Source organism: Oryzobacter faecalis (genome assembly GCF_046764005.1).
Taxonomy (GTDB): Bacteria; Actinomycetota; Actinomycetes; order Actinomycetales; family Dermatophilaceae; genus Oryzobacter; species Oryzobacter faecalis.
This window is the reverse complement of record NZ_JBKOFW010000017.1, coordinates 1-19,154: the sequence shown is the minus strand read 5'-3', so window position 1 is coordinate 19,154 and position 19,154 is coordinate 1. Positions and strand designations below refer to the sequence as shown.

At 74.5% G+C, this 19,154-nt stretch carries 17 protein-coding genes and 1 tRNA gene; 10 read left to right on the top strand and 8 right to left on the bottom strand.

Annotation, left to right across the window (positions count from 1 at the left end):
- Nucleotides 1-15: 15 nt before the first annotated feature.
- The 4 genes from ACK8HX_RS17615 to ACK8HX_RS17600 form a co-directional block, all read right to left on the bottom strand.
- Nucleotides 16-384: an MscL family protein gene (locus tag ACK8HX_RS17615; RefSeq protein ID WP_411942026.1), complete on the bottom strand. Its 369-nt coding sequence runs from the start codon at nt 382-384 to the stop codon at nt 16-18.
- A 114-nt stretch (nt 385-498) separates the two neighbouring features.
- Nucleotides 499-1,158, bottom strand: a complete 660-nt coding sequence (locus ACK8HX_RS17610; RefSeq protein WP_411942025.1) for an SAF domain-containing protein — start codon at nt 1,156-1,158, stop codon at nt 499-501.
- A gap of 39 nt (nt 1,159-1,197) precedes the next feature.
- Entirely contained in the window at nt 1,198-1,563 is a 366-nt protein-coding gene (locus ACK8HX_RS17605; protein ID WP_411942024.1) for an FmdB family zinc ribbon protein, read from the bottom strand.
- Between the two features lie 125 nt (nt 1,564-1,688).
- Nucleotides 1,689-3,233 carry a potassium/proton antiporter gene (locus ACK8HX_RS17600; protein ID WP_411942023.1) on the bottom strand — a complete coding sequence of 515 codons (1,545 nt, stop codon included), beginning with the start codon at nt 3,231-3,233 and terminating at the stop codon, nt 1,689-1,691.
- 45 nt (nt 3,234-3,278) lie between these two features.
- Here ACK8HX_RS17600 and ACK8HX_RS17595 point away from each other — a divergent pair, with 45 nt between their 5' ends.
- The gene (locus tag ACK8HX_RS17595; RefSeq protein ID WP_411942022.1) at nt 3,279-5,921 is read left to right on the top strand and encodes a penicillin acylase family protein; all 2,643 of its coding nucleotides are present in this window, start codon (nt 3,279-3,281) and stop codon (nt 5,919-5,921) included.
- On the opposite strand, the gene ACK8HX_RS17590 is transcribed toward ACK8HX_RS17595, so the two are convergent.
- Entirely contained in the window at nt 5,890-6,480 is a 591-nt protein-coding gene (locus ACK8HX_RS17590; RefSeq protein WP_411942021.1) for a 5-formyltetrahydrofolate cyclo-ligase, read from the bottom strand. The two genes, ACK8HX_RS17595 and ACK8HX_RS17590, sit on opposite strands and share 32 nt — an antisense overlap.
- Before the next feature lie 23 nt (nt 6,481-6,503).
- On the opposite strand from ACK8HX_RS17590, the gene ACK8HX_RS17585 reads away from it, so the two are divergent.
- The 6 genes from ACK8HX_RS17585 to ACK8HX_RS17560 all read left to right on the top strand — a co-directional run bounded on the left by ACK8HX_RS17585 (nt 6,504) and on the right by ACK8HX_RS17560 (nt 12,008).
- Nucleotides 6,504-7,886 (top strand): UTP--glucose-1-phosphate uridylyltransferase, encoded by a 1,383-nt coding sequence (locus tag ACK8HX_RS17585; RefSeq protein ID WP_411942020.1) that lies wholly within the window; start codon nt 6,504-6,506, stop codon nt 7,884-7,886.
- Nucleotides 7,886-9,109, top strand: a complete 1,224-nt coding sequence (locus ACK8HX_RS17580) for a molybdopterin molybdotransferase MoeA (protein ID WP_411942019.1) — start codon at nt 7,886-7,888, stop codon at nt 9,107-9,109. Before ACK8HX_RS17585 ends, ACK8HX_RS17580 begins: the two co-directional genes overlap by 1 nt.
- A complete protein-coding gene (moaC, locus tag ACK8HX_RS17575; RefSeq protein WP_411942018.1) occupies nt 9,099-9,596 on the top strand; it encodes a cyclic pyranopterin monophosphate synthase MoaC in 498 nt (165 codons plus the stop codon). The genes ACK8HX_RS17580 and moaC overlap by 11 nt, the downstream gene beginning before the upstream one ends.
- Entirely contained in the window at nt 9,593-10,093 is a 501-nt protein-coding gene (locus ACK8HX_RS17570) for a MogA/MoaB family molybdenum cofactor biosynthesis protein (RefSeq protein WP_411942017.1), read from the top strand. The genes moaC and ACK8HX_RS17570 overlap by 4 nt, the downstream gene beginning before the upstream one ends.
- Before the next feature lie 83 nt (nt 10,094-10,176).
- Nucleotides 10,177-10,875, top strand: coding sequence for a GNAT family N-acetyltransferase (locus ACK8HX_RS17565; protein WP_411942016.1), 699 nt, complete (start codon nt 10,177-10,179; stop codon nt 10,873-10,875).
- Between the two features lie 2 nt (nt 10,876-10,877).
- Nucleotides 10,878-12,008, top strand: a complete 1,131-nt coding sequence (locus tag ACK8HX_RS17560) for a hypothetical protein (protein ID WP_411942015.1) — start codon at nt 10,878-10,880, stop codon at nt 12,006-12,008.
- A 127-nt stretch (nt 12,009-12,135) separates the two neighbouring features.
- Here the strand turns inward: ACK8HX_RS17560 and ACK8HX_RS17555 are convergent, their stop codons facing one another.
- Nucleotides 12,136-13,425, bottom strand: coding sequence for an AI-2E family transporter (locus ACK8HX_RS17555; protein ID WP_411942014.1), 1,290 nt, complete (start codon nt 13,423-13,425; stop codon nt 12,136-12,138).
- Between the two features lie 136 nt (nt 13,426-13,561).
- Between ACK8HX_RS17555 and ACK8HX_RS17550 the strand changes: the two genes are divergently transcribed.
- Together ACK8HX_RS17550 and ACK8HX_RS17545 are read left to right on the top strand one after the other, a co-directional pair.
- A tRNA-Ala gene (locus ACK8HX_RS17550) sits at nt 13,562-13,634 on the top strand.
- A gap of 219 nt (nt 13,635-13,853) precedes the next feature.
- Nucleotides 13,854-15,071, top strand: coding sequence for a YibE/F family protein (locus ACK8HX_RS17545; protein WP_411942013.1), 1,218 nt, complete (start codon nt 13,854-13,856; stop codon nt 15,069-15,071).
- Between the two features lie 10 nt (nt 15,072-15,081).
- Here ACK8HX_RS17545 and ACK8HX_RS17540 read toward each other — a convergent pair whose 3' ends face one another.
- Entirely contained in the window at nt 15,082-16,212 is a 1,131-nt protein-coding gene (locus ACK8HX_RS17540; RefSeq protein WP_411942012.1) for an epoxide hydrolase family protein, read from the bottom strand.
- A 73-nt stretch (nt 16,213-16,285) separates the two neighbouring features.
- On the opposite strand from ACK8HX_RS17540, the gene ACK8HX_RS17535 reads away from it, so the two are divergent.
- The gene (locus ACK8HX_RS17535) at nt 16,286-17,293 is read left to right on the top strand and encodes a helix-turn-helix transcriptional regulator (RefSeq protein ID WP_411942011.1); all 1,008 of its coding nucleotides are present in this window, start codon (nt 16,286-16,288) and stop codon (nt 17,291-17,293) included.
- A gap of 242 nt (nt 17,294-17,535) precedes the next feature.
- Here ACK8HX_RS17535 and ACK8HX_RS17530 read toward each other — a convergent pair.
- On the bottom strand, nt 17,536-19,154 hold a 1,619-nt coding region (locus ACK8HX_RS17530; RefSeq protein WP_411942010.1), incomplete at its 5' end, for an HNH endonuclease signature motif containing protein.

Here is a 19,154-nt window from a genome sequence, read left to right as displayed (position 1 = left end):
GGCCGCGAGGGGTGCTCAGCCGCGGGGCGCGCGCAGCTCGTCGCGGATCTCGCGGAGCAGCTCGGTGTTCGGGTCGATGGTCTCGGCCTCCGGCTCGGCGGGGAAGAACCGGGCCTTGGCGGTCTCGTAGGGCTTGACGACGAAGAAGTAGACGATGAACGCCATGAGGAGGAAGGCGACGAGGGCGGTGAGGAACGGACCCACCGTGTCGAAGCCGCCCGGCTTCCAGTCGTTGAAGCTCGGAGCGCCCCCGGCCTTGGCGAGCGCCTCGATGACGACGTCGGTGAACGCCTTGACGACGGTCGCGAACGCGGCGCCGATGATGAACGCGACCGCGAGCTCGACGAGGTTGCCGCGCAGCACGAATTCCTTGAAGCCCTTCATGGTGTCCTCCTGGAAGCTCTGGCTCGACTTCTGGTCCGGACGGGGCGGGATCCCCCGACCTCCGCCAGCCTAGGGGAACCGCGGCGGCGGCAAACCCCGCGGCCCGGGCGGTCGTCAGGGTGGCACGGCGAGCAGGCCGACGGTGACGGGGCCCTCGAGGCCGCCGTGCCCGGCGACGACGGTGTCGGCCTCGTCCTCGGAGAGGGCGATGACGACGCCCCGCACCGGCGGCGTCCGGCCGAGGTCGTCGGGGGGTGGGGCGGGGTCGGCGGCGAGGACGAGGGCCGCCCGCACGAGCACCGTGCCGCCCGCGGCGGGGTAGACCCGCACCCGCGAGCCGGGGAGGAGCAGGTCGACCGAGGCGGGGTCGGCGGCGACGACGTGGAGGGCGACCCGCCCCTCGGACAGCCCCTCAGCGGGGCCGCGAGGGACGAGCCGCGTGCGGGTGAGGGCCTCCTCGGGGGCCAGGCCCGCGACGAGCCGGCGACCCGCGGCCTGGGCGACGGAGGACAGCGCCCCGGGCTGCACGGCGGAGCGGGCGACGGGTCGCGCGACGACGTCGGCGGCGGTGAGGACGGTGCCGGCGTCGAGGGCCCGCGCGGCGACGACGACGGACTGCCGGGCCTCGGGCGGGGGCCGGAGCTCGACGACGACGAGGAGGACGGCCCCCGCGGCCAGGACGGCCGCGGCGACGCGGCGCAGGACCGACCGGCGCCAACGGGCCCGCCGACCGCGGCCGGTGAGGCCGGGGAGGGGGAGCTCGGGCAGGTCCATGGCGACGACGCTAGGTGCCGCCGAGCGCTCGCGGGAGGGTCAGCCGGAGGCTGTGGACGAGGCCGCGGCGGGGGTCGCCCCTGTGGACGACGAGCCGTTCGACGACCCCGAGCCGGCGCCCGACCCCGACGACGAGGAGCCCCCGGACGAGGAGGAGCCCTCGGACGGGGAGGAGCCCTCGGAGGAGGAGCCCGACGACGCCCCGGACGAGCCGGTCGCCGAGGAGCCCGAACGGCTGTCGGTGCGGTAGAAGCCGCCGCCCTTGAAGACGATGCCCACGGCGTTGAAGAGCTTGCGCAGGCGCCCCTGGCACTCGGGGCACACGGTGAGGGAGTCGTCGCTGAACGACTGGACGACCTCGAAGCGGTGGTCGCACTCGGTGCACGCGTAGGCGTACGTCGGCACGGCTGTCCTCCTGACGGGTTCTGCGGGGTCGTCGTCGCCCACGGCCCGTGGGCCCCACCGGCGACGACGTCGGCCTCAAGGATAAGGGAGGAGCGCACCCGCTCCGTTCCGCGCGCCGCCAGGGGCTACGACCGGCCCCAGCCGGCGAGCCGCCCGCCGCGGCTCACCGAGCGCAGCCGCTTCTCGACCGTCTCGCGCAGCGCGGTGGGCGCGACGACGAGCAGCCGGTCCCCGACGCGCAGGACGTCGCCCTCGCGCGGCACGAACGAGTGTCCCTCGCGGACGACGAGCGCGACGTTGGCGCCCCCGGGCAGGCGCAGCTCGAAGACCCGCACGCCCGCCACCTTCGACCCGGGCCCGACCTGCACCTCGAGCAGCTCGGCGCCGAGCTCCTCGAGCGGGGTCGTCTCGACGTTGAGCGCCACCTGGTGGTGGACCACGGCCAGCCCGAGGCGTCGGGCCACCCACGGAAGGGTCGGCGCCTGCACGAAGGTGAAGACGACGACGAGGACGAAGACGAGGTCGAAGATCCAGTCGACGCCCTGGGCCCCCATCGTCACCGGGACGGTCGCGAGGACGACCGGGACGGCGCCGCGCAGCCCCGCCCACGACAGGAACGCCTGCACCCGCCACGACATCCGGAAGGGCGCGCACGACGCGAGCACGGACAACGGGCGCCCGAAGAGCAGCAGCGCGGTGCCGACGACGAGGGCGGGCACGACGACCGCGGGGAAGTTCGACGGCGAGGCGAGGAGCCCGAGGAGGACGAAGAGGCCGATCTGGGCGATCCAGCCCATCGCGGACGCGAAGCCCACGACGGCGGCACGGTGCGGCAGCGGGAGGTTGCCGAGGACGAGCGCGGCGAGGTAACAGGCGATGAACCCCGACAGGTGGAGGGCGTCCGCTGCCGCGTAGGCGAGGACCGCGACGGCGATCACCCCGATCGCGAAGAGCGCCGACGAGGACGACGCGACGGCCCGCAGCACCCGCGCCCCCACCCATCCGACGGCCAGGCCCACGACGGTCCCTCCGGCGAGCTCGCCGACCGCGACGACGGCCACGAGCCACCACGGCTGGCCCTCGGCGCCGGGCGCCAGTGCCGCGGCGAGGGCCGTGACGAGCAGCACCACGGGCGCGTCGTTGAAACCCGACTCGGCCTCGAGCATCCCGGAGATGTTGCGGGGCAGCGGAACCCGGCGGAGCACGGAGAAGACGGCGGCGGCATCGGTCGAGGCGAGCACGGCCGCGACGAGGAAGGCGATCTCCCACGACCACCCGAGGACGAACCGCGCGACGACGCCGACGACGACCACCGAGACCCCGACGCCGACCGTCGCGAGGACGGCCGCCGGTCCCACCGAGGGGCGGATGCTCGACCAGCGGGTCGTCACCCCGCCCTCGACGAGGATGATGACGAGGGCCGTGTACCCGAGGACCTGGGTCAGCTGCTCGGAGTCGTACCGGATGCCGAAGCCCGACTCGCCGAGGACGAGGCCGATCCCGAGGTAGATGAGCAGGGTCGGCAGGCCCGACCGCACCGACAGCCGCACGGCCGCCACCGCGAGGACGAGGACCAGGCTGCCGAGCAGCAGTGCGAGCGTGAGGTCGTCGAGGGTGAAGCCCGTCGTGGCACCGCCGTCCGCCCACGGCAGCGTCACGGTCTGTCGCACGGCCCGTCCTCGTGTCGTCGTTCTCCGGTGTCCTAGTCTCGCAGGGTGAGTCGAGTCGCCGTCGTCCGTCGGGTCCTTTTGGGACTCCTCGCCCTCGTCGTCGTCGCGGCACTCGTGGCGGGGTTCGTCGTCGTGTCCGCCGTGCGTGAGGCACTGCCCCGGACCGAGGGTGAGGCGACCCTCCCCGGGCTGGGTGGCACGGTCACGGTGATGCGCGACCAGAGCGGCGTGCCGCACCTGTACGGCGACAGCCTCACCGACCTCGCCCGCGCCCAGGGGTACGTCCACGCGCAGGAGCGGTTCTTCGAGATGGACCTGCGTCGGCACGTGACCGCGGGCCGTCTCGCCGAGCTCGTCGGCGCCCCGGGCCTGGATGCCGACAAGGTGATCCGCACGATGGGCTGGCGGCGCGTCGCGGAGGCCGAGCTGCCCACCCTCGACCCGCAGACCCGCCAGGTGCTCCAGTCCTACGCCGACGGGGTCAACACGTACCTGCGCGGGCGCAGCCAGGGCGAGACGGCCGTCGAGTACGCCGTCCTCGGCCTGACCCTGCCGGACATCGAGATCGAGGAGTGGACCCCGCTCGACAGCCTCACCTGGCTCAAGGCGATGGCCTGGGACCTCAAGGGAAACTACGACGACGAGCTCATCCGCGCCCGGCTCACCGGCCGGCTGTCACCGGCGCAGATCGCCCAGCTCTACCCGCCGTACGACACCGCCCAGAACCCGCCGGTCCTCTCCTCGGACGAGTGGTCGCCACCGGTCGACTCGGGCGTGACGAGCTCGGCGCTCCCGTCGGCCCTCACCGCCTCCCCGGGCGCCCCGGCCGACGCCCGGCTGACGTCCTCCGGCGCCGACGCCGCGTACGCCGCGGCCCAGGCGGCGCTCGACGCCGTGCCCGAGCTCCTCGGGCGCGGCGAGGGGATCGGCTCGAACTCGTGGGTGGTCTCCGGGGCGCGCACCACGACCGGGAAGCCGCTGCTCGCCAACGACCCCCACCTCGGTGTCGGCCAGCCCGGCATCTGGATCCAGAACAGCCTCCACTGCCGCTCGGTGTCCCCGTCGTGCCCCCTCGACGTCAGCGGCTTCTCGTTCGCGGGCGTGCCGGGCGTCATCATCGGGCACAACGGCACCATCGCCTGGGGGTTCACCAACCTCGGTCCCGACGTCACCGACTTCTACCTCGAGCGCATCGTCGGCGACACCTACCTGCGCGACGGCCAGTGGGAGGAGGTGACGACCCGCGAGGAGACGATCCGCATCCGCGGCGGCGCCGACCAGCGGATCACGGTGCGCTCCACGGTCCACGGGCCGGTCATGTCCGACGTCGTGGAGGCGGCGAGCGATGCCGGCGGGCGCGCCCCGACCGAGCAGGAGGGCGACGAGTCCGAGAGCTACGCCCTCTCCCTCGCGTGGACGGCCCTGACGCCGGCGCGCACCGCCGACGCCATCCTCGGCCTCAACCTCGCCACCGACTTCGAGCAGTTCCGCGAGGCCGCACGGCTGTTCGCGGTCCCCGCGCAGAACATCGTCTATGCCGACCGCGAGGGGCACATCGGCTACCAGGCCCCGGGCCAGGTGCCGATCCGGCGGGCCGCGATCCCACGGGCGCCGGCCGGGTACTGGCCCGCCCCGGGCTGGGACTCGCGCTACGACTGGCAGGGCTTCGTCGACGTCGGCGACCTCCCGTGGGTCCTCGACCCCCCGGACGGCGTCATCGTCACCGCGAACCAGGCCGTCACCGCCGGGCCGCGCCCCTTCCTCACCACCGACTGGGACCGCGGATGGCGCGCCACCCGCATCGCGCAGCGGCTCGCCGAGCTCGACGAGGTCAGCCCGGATGACATGCGCGCGATCCAGCTCGACTCGCGCGACGGGTTCGCCCCGGTCCTCGTGCAGGCGCTGCTCGCCCTCCCGCTGGAGGCGAGCGAGACCGACCCCGACACCGAGGGCCTGCTCGAGTTCACCCGCGAGGCTCGCGAGCTGCTGCGGGGCTGGGACGCCACGACGCCCTCGGGCGACGCCGAGGCCGGGGCTGCGGCGGCGTACTACAACGCGGTGTGGCGCAACCTCATCGAGCTGCTCTTCGACGACGAGCTGCCGGCCGGTCTCAAGGCCGACGGTGGCGGGCGGTACCGCTCGGCCGTGCAGCGGCTCCTCGAGGACGAGAAGAGCGCGTGGTGGGACGACAAGCTGACCCCCAACGTCACCGAGGGCAAGAACGAGATCCTGCGCCGCGCCCTCGTGGAGGCCCGCCTCGAGCTGACCCGCGAGCTCGGCAAGGACCCGGGCAGCTGGCAGTGGGGCAAGCTGCACCGGGTCAGCCTCGAGCACCGCGTGCTGGGCGGGCCCACGGTGCCCGGCCCGGTCCGCTGGCTCGTCAACGACGGCCCGTACGACCTGCCCGGTGGCTCGGCGATCGTCAACGCCAACGCGTGGGACACCAGCGAGGGCTACGGCGTCACGGCGGCGCCCTCGATGCGGATGGTCGTCGACCTCGCCGACCTCGACGCCTCCACGTGGGTCAACCAGACCGGGACGAGCGGGCACCCGGCGTCGGACCACTACTCCGACCAGGCCGAGGACTGGGTCTCGGGGGTCCAGCGACCGTGGCCGTTCACCGAGGCCGCCGTCCGCGAGACCGACCCCGAGGTGCTCACGCTCCGGCCCGAGACCGCCACGGGCTGAGCCCGAGGTCGGTGAGCCCGTCGGCGGTCACGACCGCGTCGACGGGCTGGTCGTGCTCGGCTCGGGGGAGCTGGTAGTCCGCGCCGGCGAGCTCGCCGGGGTGGAGGACGACGACGACGGGGGTGCCGTGCGCGCGGCGCGGCAGCGCCCGGTCGTAGCAGCCGCCGCCCTGGCCCATCCGCGTCCCGGTCCGGTCGACGGCGAGCCCCGGCGCGAGGACGAGGTCGGCGCGGCCGATCGCGTCGTGGCCCAAGGGGTTCCGGGCCGGGTCGGCGCAGTCGTGCCAGTCGAGGTCCAGGTCGGGCAGCGTGATCGGGACGAGCACGGTGATCCCGCGCGCGGTCAGCGCCTCGTTGAGCGCACCCGTCGGGGGCTCTCCCGGGATGGACTCGTACGACGTGACGACGGCTCCGCGGCCGAGGCCCAGGGACTCCACGAGCCCGACGACGTGCCCGGCGAGGGCCGTGTCGTCGGACGTGACGTCGCGGGACGCGGCGATGGCGCGGCGCCGCTCGCGCAGCGCCGCCCGTCGCGCGGACTTCACCGGATCACGAGCCACGACGGCATCGTAGGGTGGTCGCCGTGACCAGTGACGGGCTGCGTGCCGCGACGGACAAGATGCGGGAGGCCGGGGTCCCCGACCTGGCGATCCGCGTCTTCGCCGGGTACCACGAGCAGCTGCGACGCGGAGTGGCGGGCACGATCCCCGAGGACTCCATCGAGCCGCTCGTCGACGTCACCCACCTCGACGACGTCCGCCCCGACGAGGCTGCCGTCGCGGAGGCCCTCTCGCACACCGTGGTCGTCAAGCTCAACGGTGGGCTGGGCACGAGCATGGGCATCCGCGGCCCGAAGTCGGCCCTCGTCGTCCGGGACGGGCTGACCTTCCTCGACGCGATCGCCCGGCAGGTGCTGGGGCTGCGCGAACGCCACGGCGTGCGCACGCCCCTCCTCCTCATGAACTCGTTCCGCACGCGCGAGGAGTCCCTCGAGATCCTCGGTCGCTACCCGGACCTCGCCGTCGACGGGCTGCCCCTCGACTTCGTCCAGAACCGGGAGCCCAAGCTGAGGGCCGACGACCTCTCCCCGGTCGAGTGGCCCGACGACCCCGACCTCGAGTGGTGCCCTCCTGGGCACGGTGACGTCTACGTCGCACTCCAGACGACCGGGCTGCTGGAGACGCTGCGGCAGAGGGGATTCCGCTACGTCTTCCTCTCCAACGCCGACAACCTCGGCGCGACGTGCGACGGCGCCGTGCCGGCGTGGATGGCGGCCGAGGGCATCCCCTACGTCACGGAGGTGTGCGAGCGGACGCACAACGACCGCAAGGGCGGTCACCTCGCGGTGCGCCGGTCCGACGGCCGGGTCGTCCTGCGGGACAGTGCGATGGTGGTCCGGGGCGAGGAGGACCTCTTCCAGGACATCGGGCGCCACTCGTGGTTCCACGCGAACAACCTCTGGGTCGACCTCGACGTCCTCGCCGAGCGGCTCGCCGAGCGCGACGGCGTCCTCGGCCTCCCGATCATCGTCAACCGCAAGAGCGTCGACCCCACACGGCCCGGCTCGACCCCGGTCATCCAGGTCGAGTCGGCGATGGGCGCGGCGGTCGAGGTGTTCGAGGGGTCACGGGCGCTCGCCGTCGACCGCACGCGGTTCCGCCCGGTGAAGACGACGAACGAGCTGTTCCTCCTGCGCTCCGACCTCTACCGGCTGACCGAGGCGTCAGAGATGGCCGCGACGACCGACCGGCCCGAGCCGTTCGTCGACCTCGGGCCGGCCTACCGCCTCGTCGACGGCTTCGAGGAGCGATTCCCGCACGGGGTGCCCTCGATCCGGGACTGCACGAGCCTGCGGGTCGAGGCGGACGCCACCTTCGGTGCCGACGTCGTCTGCACCGGCGACGTGCGGGTCACGGGTGGCACGCGGACCATCCCGGACGGGGCACACCTCGAGGGCGAGGTGTGATGCGGACGCTCGCCGAGCACCGCTCCGCCGTCCTCGCCGTCGTCGCCCCGCTCCCGCCGGCGCCCGTCCCGGTCGCCGCCGCCCTGGGCCTGGTCCTCGCCGAGCCGGTCCTCGCCACGGTGGACCTGCCCGGGGCCGACAACTCCGCGATGGACGGCTACGCGGTCCGGGCCGCCGAGCTGGCCGGCGCAGGGCCGGACAGCCCCGTCGTCCTCCCGGTCGCCGGGGACGTCGCGGCCGGCGACACGACGCGCCACGTCCTCGAGCCCGGGCAGGTCCTGCGGATCATGACCGGCGCGCCGATGCCCGAGGGCGCCGACGCCGTCGTCCCCGTCGAGCTGTCCGACGGGGGCAGCGAGCGGGTGGCGCTGCGCGTCGCCCCGGAGGCCGGACGCTCGGTCCGCCGGCGGGGGGAGGACGTCCGCGCCGGCGACGTGGTGCTCGAGGCCGGGACGCGGCTCGGGCCCGGCCACCTCGCCCTCGCCGCCGCGGGCAACGTCGCCGAGGTCCTCGTGCACCCGCGCCCCCGCGTGCTCGTCGTCTCCACCGGCGACGAGCTCGTCGAGCCCGGCAGCGTGCTCGAGCACGGCCAGGTCGTCGACTCGAACCGCCTGATGCTCGCGGCCCTCGTCGAGGCGGCCGGTGCGGTCGTCGCCGCGTCGGTCCACGTCCGCGACGACGCGGAGGCCGTGCGCGCCCTCCTCGCCGACCTCCCCGGCGCCCCGGACCTCGTCGTGACGAGCGGCGGGGTGTCCATGGGCGTCTACGACACCGTCAAGGAGGTCCTCCTCGACGACGGTGGCGTCGAGTTCGTCAAGGTCGCGATGCGGCCGGGGATGCCGCAGGGGAGCGGGGTCGTCGGGCCGTCCCGGACGCCCGTCGTCACCCTGCCCGGCAACCCGGTCAGCTCCTTCGTGTCGTTCCACGTCTTCGTGCTGCCCGCCCTGCGGCGGATGGCGGGACTGGACCCCGACGCCGACGGCGCCTTCGACGCCGTGGCCGCGGCCTCGTGGGGCACGGCCCCCGGCAAGGTCGAGCTGACGCGCGTCGTCGAGGACGGTGGGCGGGTGCGCCCCTCGGGCGGGCAGGGCTCGCACGTCCTCGGCGCGCTCGCCGGCGCGACGGCGCTCGCGGTCGTCCCCGCCGCCACCGACCGCGTCGAGGAGGGCGACACCGTCCGCTGCCTGCCGCTGCTCGGGAAGGATCGTGACCATGGCCTCTGACGCCGAGCCCACCCCGGCCGCCGGGCTCACCCACGTGCGGGCCGACGGCACCGCCCACATGGTCGACGTGTCCGGGAAGGCCGTGACGGCCCGCCGGGCCGCCGCGGCGGGACGCGTCCTCCTCTCGCCGGCGGCGGTCGCGGCGCTGCGCGGCGGCGTGGTCCCCAAGGGCGACGCCCTCGGGGTCGCACGGATCGCGGGCATCCAGGCCGTCAAGCGCACCCCGGAGCTCGTGCCCCTCGCGCACCCGGTCGCGGTCCACGCGGTCGAGGTCGACCTCGACGTCGCCGACGACGGCGTCGACATCCGCGCCGTCGTCCGGACCGCCGACCGCACCGGGATCGAGATGGAGGCGCTCACCGCCGTCTCGGTGGCGGCCCTCGCCCTCGTCGACATGGTCAAGGCCGTCGACAGGCACGCGCGCATCACCGACATCCGGGTCATCGCCAAGTCCGGCGGCCGCTCCGGGGACTGGGAGGAGGCGTGACGGACAGCCCGGAACCGCTCGCCGGCCGGTCCGCCGTCGTCGTCACGGCGTCGACCCGGGCCGCCTCGGGCGTCTACCCCGACCGCGGGGGAGCCCTCGTCGTCGAGACCCTGCGCGAGTGGGGCGCGAGCGTCCCCGACGCGACCGTCGTCCCCGACGGCCCGTCCGTGGGTGAGGCGCTCGTCGCCGCGCTCGCGACCGGGCCCGACCTCCTCCTCACGACCGGCGGGACCGGGCTGACCCCCACCGACGGGACACCGGAGGCGACCCGTCCGATCCTCGACCGCGAGGTCCCCGGCATCGCCGAGGCGATCCGTGCGCGGGGGGTCGCGGCCGGTGTGCCCACCGCGGTGCTGTCGCGCGGGCTCGCGGGCCTCGCCGGGCACACGCTCGTCGTCAACCTGCCGGGTTCGACCGGAGGGGTGCGCGACGCCCTCGCCGTGCTCGCCGACGTCCTCCCGCACGCGCTGAGCCAGGTCCACGGCGGGGACCACTGATGTGGTCCCGGCTGCGACGTCCCCGCCCTGACCGGTCGGCGGTCGGCCCGTTCGGGGGCCCCGAGCCCTCGTGGGTCTGGCCGGTGCGGCTGACCGGCCGGACCCCCACCGGGATCGACCTCCTCCTGCGGCCCCTGACCCTCTCGGACCGGGACACCTTCCAGGCGGTGCGCCGGGCGAACGCCGCGTGGCTGGAACCGTGGGACGCGACCTCGCCCGACCCCGACGCCCCCGGGCGCTCCTTCGAGGACCTCGTCGAGCAGTACGAGGCCGACGGCCGGCTCGGTCGCGCGCTGCCGCTCGTCATCGAGGTCCGCGGGCGGCTCGTCGGCCAGCTGTCGATGGGCTCGATCGTCCTGGGGTCCTTCCGGTCCTGCTACGCCGGGTACTGGGTCAGCCGAGCCGTCGCCGGCCAGCTCGTGACCCCCACGGCCCTCGCGCTGGCGGGGGACCACCTCCTCGGGAGGGTCGGCCTGCACCGCATCGAGGTGAACATCCGGCCCGAGAACACCGCGAGCCTCGCCGTGGTCCGCAAGCTGGGGTTCCGGCACGAGGGCCTGCGCCCGCGCTACCTCCACATCGCCGGGGAGTGGCGCGACCACCTGTCCTACGCCCTGACGACGGAGGACCTGGGGGGCGAGACCCTCCTCGAGCGGCTGTCCCGGCTGGTCGGGGCCGGTTCCGGGGCCGCGGAGCCGTCGAACCACTCGTCACAGCAGTCACTTCCGCGACACACCGAAGGGGGTCCGGCGTCTGACGGCGACGCGCACCTACCGTCGTGACCGTGCAGTCCCCGTCGAGCCTGATCTTCCTCGTCCTCCTCGGGGTCTGGGCTGCCTATTTCGTGCAGTACTGGGTCCGTCGCCGCGACCACGTCGCCACCGCGCGGTCGGTCGAGCAGTTCAGCACCGCGATGCGCGTCCTCGAGAAGCGCGATGCCCTGCCCCGCACCGACCTCTCCGAGCCGTCGCCCCGCTCCTACGCCGTGCACCCCTCCCGGGCCGCGCGGCCGCAGGTGCTCGTCAAGCGGGCCGTCGCGGCCGAGCCCCCCGCACCCGGGCGCGTCACCGAGCGCGTCGACGCCGCTCGGCCGGCTCCGGCTCCGCCCGCCCGTCCGGCCGCTGACTCGCCGCGCCGTCCGGTCGAGCCGCGCCCGGCCCCGCGCCCCCGCGTCCGGCCGAGCCGCCGGGTGCGCGGCCTGATCTTCCTCGTCGCCGTGCTGGAGCTCGTGACGATCGTCCCGCTCGTCGCCCTCTCGCTGCTCCCCGTCTGGGCCCTGGCTCCCGCGGTCCTCGCCCTCGTCGGCTCCCTGGCCTTCGTCCGCTCCGGCGTCCGCACCGAGGCCGCGCTGCTGCGCGCCCACCGGCGCCGGGCCGCAGACCTCGAGCGGCTGCGCCGGTCGGCGCCCGTGGCGCCCCGGGCGGCAGCCACCCCCGCCCGGGCCACGCGGCCTGCCGCACCCGCTGCTCCGACGTCGGCGTCCTCGGTCCCGGAGACCGGGCCGGTCCTCGACGACGAGGCCTTCGGGGAGGTCGTCCTCGACGACGCGACGGCCGAGGTCGGCGCCGGCGAGCCCGTCGTCGTCGAGAGCGCGGTCGTGTCGACGACGGCCGCGCCGCGTCCGCGCCGCGACGTCATCGACATCCCGCTCCTCGACCCGGTCCTCGAGGTGTCGGCTCCCGCGCCGTCCGTGCCGCAGCCGGCCGCCGAGGACGTGATGGTCCCCATCGACCTCGACGACGACATCCCGCTCACCTGGGACCCCGTCCCCGTGCCGCGGCCGACCTACACGATGAAGGCGAAGGCCGAGCGCCGCGAGGTGGCGCCCGCTGCCGTGACGCCCGACCCCGCTCCCGTGGCACGCGACGCGGCCGACGAGAGCACCTACGAGCAGCGCCGGGTCGCCGGCGCCTGAAGACCGCCCCTGTCGCGGACAGGACGCCGCCACCGGACCACCCTGCAGGACCGGTGGCGGCGTCGCTCGTCGTCGGCCCTCCGCTCGCCCGGCCCCGCGCGCACGGTCCCTCGCGCTGGAGCCCCGTTCAGTCGCGGGTCTCGAGGCGCTCGTCGTTGGCCTGCTCGGTCCGTTCGGCGACGTCGTCGGCGGCCTCCTCGGCGCGCTCGGCCTCCTCGGGGCTCATCGTCTCCTCGGCGGTCCGGGCCTCGCCCGGCGGGACGTCGTCCTCGCTCCCGGGGCCGTCGAGGAGGTGGTGGCCGACCGCGTTGAGGACCGCGACCGTGGGCACGGCGATGAGGCCCCCGACGATGCCCGCGAGGACGATGCCCGTCGCGATGGCGAGGATGACGGCGAGCGGGTGGATGCGCATGACCCGGCCGATGAGGACCGGCTGGAGGACGTGGCTCTCGAGCTGCTGCACGCCGATGACGATGGCGAGCATGATCAGCGCCTGGAGGGGGCCGAGGGCGACGAGCGCGAGGAGCACTGCGACGCCGCCGGAGATCGCGGCGCCGACGACCGGGATGAACGCGCCGAAGAACACGAGCAGGGCGATGCCCGACGCGAAGGGCACGCCGAGGATGGCGGCGCCCAGGCCGATGCCGGTGGCGTCGACCGCGGCGACGGCGATGGTGGCCCGGGTGAACGCGCCCAGCTGGTCCCAGGCGATGAGGCCGGAGGAGTGGACCTTCTCGCGCGCGCCACGCGGGAAGAGGCGGACCACCCAGCCCCAGACGGTCGGGCCGTCGTAGAGGAAGAAGAAGAGCGAGAACAGGGCGAGGAAGAAGCCGGCGACGACGTGCGTGACGGTGAGCCCGGCGGAGGCGAGCGTGTCGCTGAGGTTGCCCGAGCTGAGCGTCTCGCGCGCCTGGTCGAGGTAGGCCTGGATCTGGGTGTCGGTGAGGCCGAAGGTCGCGTTGAGCCAGCTGCGGACCTGCTCGATGCCCTCGGTGACGCTGGTCGTGATGTCGTCGAGCTGGCTGGTCAGCTGCGAGCCGACGAACGAGAGCATCCCGCTGACGACGGCCAGCGTGCCGAGGACGGTGACCCCGGCGGCGAGCCCTCGCGGGATCCAGCGCGAGAGCCAGTGGTGCACCGGGTGGAGCAGGGCCGCGAGCAGCAGCGCCACGACGAGCGGGATGACGACCTCGGACAGCAGGGTCGTGAACCACAGGACCGCGATGACCCCGGCCGCGACGACCAGACCGCGCCAGGCCCACTCGCTGGCCGTGCGCACGCCGCGCGGGACCGACCACTGCGCGGGGCGGTCGGGGTCGGTCGACCACGGCGTGGACCCGCCCGGTGTCGGCAGCGAGGCGGGCAGGTCGGAGGGGCCGGCGCCCACGCGAGGGGGGCGGGGCAGGCGGAAGGGCATGTCCGGATCGTAGGTGGTGGCGCCCACACCCACCTCGGGGAGAACCCCGGGATCACCCCGGGATGGACGTCCGGGAGCGCCCCCCGAGCCGGTTTCGGGCAGCCCTCACGCTGGTGTTATCGTTGCTCCCGCACTCGGGGCTGTGGCGCAGTTGGTAGCGCGTCTCGTTCGCAATGAGAAGGCCAGGGGTTCGAATCCCCTCAGCTCCACAACGCAGGAAGAGACCGGACACGCTTGTCGTCCGGTCTCTTCCTGCGTTGTGCGAACACAACAGCGGGGATCCGGCGGGTCCCGTGGTCACAGGGGCGGATCGCGATGGCGCGCAGCGCCCCCTCGCGACGGAGTCCCCTCAGCGACACGGGACCGGAACGGCCTCTCGAGAGGGGCCGGAGCGCACCCCGTTCGTCCGAGCGACGAGGATGGCACCCATGGGATCGCACCACCCGCAGCCCGAGAGCCCCAGGCTGCGACGCCTCGCCGTCGCGGTCGTCGTGCCGATCGCCGTGCTGACCCTGGTCGCCCTGGTCGCCCTCTGGCCGTCGGGGGGCGTCCCCGTCCCGGAGGGCCCGGCGTCGCAGGCGCAGACCACCGGCGACGTGGTCGCGGTCCAGCGCGGCGAGTGCCCCGAGCCGCTCCCCGAGCAGCAGGCGCCGCAGGTGAACGGGTGCGGGACGGCCGAGGTGCGCCTCACCGAGGGTGCGGACGCGGGTGGCACGGTGACGACGACCCTGCCGAACCGCCCGGGAGCGCCCCGCGTCGACGAGGGCGACCACGTCGTCCTCATCCGCAGCCCCGTCGACGCGACCTACTCGATCGTCGACCACCAGCGCGCCAGCGGCCTGTGGGTCCTCGTCGTCGCGTTCGTCCTCGCCCTCGTGGCCTTCGGCCGGTGGCGGGGGGTCAGCGCCCTCGTGGGGCTGGCGGTGACCTTCGCGCTCCTCGTGCTGTTCGTGGTCCCGGCCGTCCTGGCCGGCGAGCCGCCGGTCCTCGTGGCGGTCGTGGCGTCCGCGGCGATCATCCTGGCGGTCCTCTACCTCACCCACGGGTTCTCGCTGGCGACGACGGTGGCCGTCCTCGGCACCCTGTCCAGCCTGGCCCTGACCGGAGTCCTGTCCGCGGTCGCGGTCTCGGGCCTGCGCCTCACCGGGATCACCGACGACCTGTCCACCGCTCTCGGCGTGGACCACCCGGTCAACATGGAGGGGCTGCTCGTCGCCGGCATCGTCATCGGCTCGCTCGGTGTCCTCGACGACGTCACGGTCACCCAGGCCGCGACGGTCACCGAGCTCGCCCGCGCCAACCCCGCCTACGGCGCGGCGCAGCTCTACCGGGCCGGCGGCCGTGTCGGCCGGGCGCACATCGCCTCGGTGGTCAACACCATCGTCCTCGCGTACGCGGGATCCTCCCTGCCGCTGCTCGTCCTCATCGTCGCCAACGTCGACTCGCTCGGGGGCGTGGTCACCGACCAGGTCATCGCCCAGGAGATCGTGCGCAGCGTGGTGGCGACGCTCGGGCTCGTCGCGGCGGTCCCGCTGACGACCGGCCTCGCCGCGCTGGTCTTCGCCGGTCGCGGGGCGCCGAGCTCGGCCGAGGACGTCCGAGCGCACGCCACGGACCCCGGGCGACCTGGGTCGCCCGGGGCCTGAGTCGGACCGGTCAGCGGGCGAAGAAGGTGACGAGGTCGGCGGCCACGAGCTCGGGCACCTCGAGCACGGCGAAGTGCCCGCCGCGCTCGTGTCGGGTCCACTGGACGACGTTGTCGTTGTCGCGCTCGGCGAAGACCTTGATGGTCTGGAAGTCGTCGGCGAACACGCTGACCCCGGTCCGCGCGTGGTTGACCGCCGGCCCGGCCTCGGCGCGGGCGGCGTCGAAGTAGCTGCGCGCCATCCCGGCGCCGGCGTTCGCGAACCAGGCGACGCTGACCTCGAGCAGGATCGTCTCGAGCGGCACGAGCGAGGTGCCGTTGCCGAAGCTCTCGAACAGCTCGGAGTACGCGAGCAGCGCCACGGGGGAGTCGGCCAGGGCGGCCCCGATGGTCTGGGGCCGGGACGCGTTCATCGCGGCGTAGCCCCCGACCGACTGGAACCACTGCATGTGCTCCAGCCCCGCGTGGTCCTGCGGCTCGAGGCGCTCGAACTCGCTCGGGTCGCCCGAGGGGAAGGAGAACAGCTGGAGGACGTGGAGCCCGAGGAAGCCCTCCGGCTCCAGGAGCCCGAGCTCCCGGGCGACGAGCGCGCCGTTGTCCGAGCCGTGCACGCCGTAGCTTTCGTACCCGAGACCGCGCATCAGGGTGTCGTAGGCGCGGGCGACCCGTCCGGTCGACCAGCCTGCGTCCGGGACCGGGGTCGACCACCCGTAGCCCGGAGCGTCCGGCACGACGACGTCGAAGGCGTCCTCGGCCCGTCCACCGTGCGCGACCGGGTCGACGAGCCGGTCGATGACGTCGAGGAAGTCGATGCTGGAGCCGGGGTAGGTGTGGGCCAGAAGCAGCGGGGTCGCGCCGGCGTGCGGTGAGCGGGCGTGGATGAAGTGGATCGGCTGTCCGTCGACCTCGGTCACGAAGTGCGGCACCGCGTTGATGCGGGCCTCGGCGGCGCGCCAGTCGAGCTCGCGCCAGGCACGGACCGCGTCGCGCAGGTACGAGACCGGCGTCCCGTAGGTCCAGTCGTCGCCGGGGGCGGGCGGGGCGAAGCGGGTGCGGTCGAGCCGGGTGTGGAGGTCGGCGAGGTCGTCGTCCGGGACGGCGACGGTGAAGGGGCGGACGGTGATCTTCTCGGTGGTGTCCATGGCGGCAACGCTAGGAACCCAAGAGGAACGATTGCTTCCTATTCCCGGGCGGACTCTGGAAGAGTTCCGCGACGTGGCAGAAGCGGCACAGCGGCTCCTCGAGCTCCTCACCCTCCTCGGCACCCGCCCGTCCTGGTCGGCGTCCGAGCTCGCCGACCGGCTGGGCGTCACGACCCGTACGGTTCGCGCCGACGTCGCGCGGCTTCGCGCCCTCGACTACCCGATCCGGGGAACCCGCGGCGGGCACGGCGGGTACCGCCTCGGGGCCGGCGGCCGGCTGCCGCCGTTGCTCCTCGACGACGACGAGGCCGTCGCGGTCGCGGTCGGGCTGCGGGCGGGGACGGGCCTCACCGGGCTCGAGGAGAGCAGCACCCGCGCGCTGACCAAGCTCGAGCAGGTCCTGCCGTCGCGGCTGCGGTCCAGCGTCGACGCGCTCGGCTCGACGATCGACCGCGCCCCGGAGAACACCGACACCGACGCACCCGACCCCGAGGTCCCCGCGGTTCGGCTGCGCACCATCGCCGCCGCCATCGCCGACGGGGAGCTGCTCCGGTTCGACTACGGCCTGTCCGCCGCGGCGCCCGGGGCCGACCGGCCGCCGCCGCCCGTCCTCGTCGAGCCCTGCCGGCTCTTCCACTGGCAGCGCCGCTGGTACCTCGTCGCCCGCGACGTCGGCCGCGACGCGTGGGACGCCTACCGCGTCGACCACGTCGACCTGCGGATGCGGACCGGACGGCGGGTCACGACGCCCACGGAGGTCCCCGGCGGGGACGTCGTGGCGTTCCTCATGCGGACCGTCGCCATCACCGGGTGGACCGTCCGCGCGCGCCTCCACGTGCACGCCCCGGCCGCCGACGTCCTCGCCCGCATCCACCACGCCGTCGGGGTCGTCGAGCCGCGCGGTTCCGACTCGTGCGTGCTCTCCACCGGCGCCGACAGCCTCGACACCGTCGCCGCCTACGTCGGGATGCTGCGCTTCGACTTCACCGTCGAGTCGCCCGCCGCCCTCGTCCCGCTGCTCGACTCCATCGCTGAGCGCTACAAGCGGGCAGTGGCGTCCTCGTCCGACGCGTCCACCTGACGTGGCGGCACGGTGCGTCGGCCGCAGTCGTCGTGCCGCCGTGGGCGGCGGGGCGTGCATCGACGTCGTCGCGCTCCTCGACGGGGAGGCGATCGCCGCCGAGCCGACCTGGGTCGTCGGCTTCACGGACCTGTCGACCCTGCTCTCGTCAACGGCGCTCCCACCCATGTCGTCCACGACGCCGGGACGGCGCGGGTGTCCCAGACCCTCGCCTGAACCTGGCTGTCCTGCACCGGAATGTGTCAGAAGGGCGGGAGGTCGGCGTCGGTCCTCGTCCATGACCGTTGACGGAAGCGGTGGTGGGGGCGGTGGGGGTCGAGGACGGTCACGGTGTCGACGGGGCGGCTGACGGTCGCCGGCTGTCGGCCCGAAGTCTGTCGTGCGCGGCGAACCGGGACATTGGCGAGGGCGGAGCCGAGGAGGTGCTCGAGCCTGAACTCGAGGCCACTGTGCCGGTCTGCCACGAGGGTGGTGACCGTGGACGTGGTGACCGTGGACGTGGACGTGGTGACCATGGCCGTGGCGGTCGGGTCGGACGCTGCGAAGGTCGCCTGGGCGTGCTCGGCTTCGTCGATCGCGGGCGCGGGGAGGGTGGCGGTGTGCAGGGCGTCGACGGGCGCCGTGGTGCGTGAGCGGCCGGCGGGGTCGGTCCAGGTGGCGGTGCCGTCGGGGTGCAGGTTCACGTGCCAGCCGGGTCGTTGCTTGACGCGATGGTGGCGCCGGCAGAGCAGGAGGAGGTTGGCGGCGGTGGTGGGTCCGCCTGGCCAGGGGCGGACGTGGTCGAGGTCGCAAAAGCGGGCAGCGACGGAGCAGCCGGGGAAGCGGCAGCGCCCGTCGCGGTGCCGGACCAGGGCGGCGAGCCGTTCCGGTGGCCGGTAGGCGCCGGACTCTTCGTCGCTGAGCAGCGCCCCGGTGACCGGGTCGCAGGACCGGGTCTGCACCCGCACCTCGTCGTGGTCGCCGTTCGCGCTCGCTCGGGTGCGGGCTTGACCGTTGTCTGGCGTCTGGTCGCTGGTGGTGGTGGCGGTGAGCTGGTCGGTCAGCCAGGCGGTGGGGACCAGCACCTGTTCGGTCCCGCGGCCGGTGGCGACCTCGACGAACCCGCCGTCCGCGGCCATGCGCCGGTCGGCGGCAGCCGCAACCGCGGTCGCAGTGGCGGACTCGTCGGTCGCTGCAGGCCGACCGCTGGCGGTCCGGTCCTCGCTGACGGTCGGAGTCGTCTCGGCCGTCGCGGCAGCGGTCGAGATCGCACCGGCGGTCGAGTGCTCAGCGGGGATCGCGGGCTCGGCGTCGTTCGCGCGAGCGTGGCCGGTGGTGGGCGTAGGCACGGGAGCGGTTGCGACCGCGGTCGGGTCGTTCTCGGGTATGGGCGCTGGTTCGTCGGTGGCGCCCGCGGCCTCATCTCCGGTCGCGGTTGCGGGAGCAGCTGCGGGGACGGTGAGGGTGATGACGGTGGTGACGGTGGCCGACTGCATGACGAGGTCGATGAGGGCTTGGGCGCGGGCGCGGTCGATCCGGTCGACGGTGCCGTCGGTGAGGAGCTGGTGGGCGCGGGTGTCGATCGCGGCCCACGCCTTGGCTGCCTGTTCGGAGGGGAAGGTGCCCTCCCACACGTCCACGCCCGGTTCGCCGACGCGGCGGCGTAGCCCGCACTCCTGCCGCGCACGCTGAGCTCGCTGGCGGAGCAGGTCGGGGCTGACCCTCGCGAGCAGCCGCCGGGTCCGGCGCCGCAGCTGGACCCCGGTCTCGGACGCGAGGAGCTGACCGAGGGTGGCGATGACGGCCTCGGCGACCGGCGCCGGTGCCTCCTCCAGCTCGTGGGCGACGACCCCGGCGCGGTACCGGTCCAGGTCGCCGGTGC

Coding starts and splice junctions, on each gene's coding strand:
- moaC (WP_411942018.1), top strand. CDS start 9,099: ATGGCCTCTGACGCCGAGCCCACCCCGGCCGCCGGGCTCACCCACGTG.
- ACK8HX_RS17555 (WP_411942014.1), bottom strand. CDS start 13,425: ATGCCCTTCCGCCTGCCCCGCCCCCCTCGCGTGGGCGCCGGCCCCTCC.
- ACK8HX_RS17615 (WP_411942026.1), bottom strand. CDS start 384: ATGAAGGGCTTCAAGGAATTCGTGCTGCGCGGCAACCTCGTCGAGCTC.
- ACK8HX_RS17580 (WP_411942019.1), top strand. CDS start 7,886: ATGCGGACGCTCGCCGAGCACCGCTCCGCCGTCCTCGCCGTCGTCGCC.
- ACK8HX_RS17540 (WP_411942012.1), bottom strand. CDS start 16,212: ATGGACACCACCGAGAAGATCACCGTCCGCCCCTTCACCGTCGCCGTC.
- ACK8HX_RS17610 (WP_411942025.1), bottom strand. CDS start 1,158: ATGGACCTGCCCGAGCTCCCCCTCCCCGGCCTCACCGGCCGCGGTCGG.
- ACK8HX_RS17545 (WP_411942013.1), top strand. CDS start 13,854: ATGGGATCGCACCACCCGCAGCCCGAGAGCCCCAGGCTGCGACGCCTC.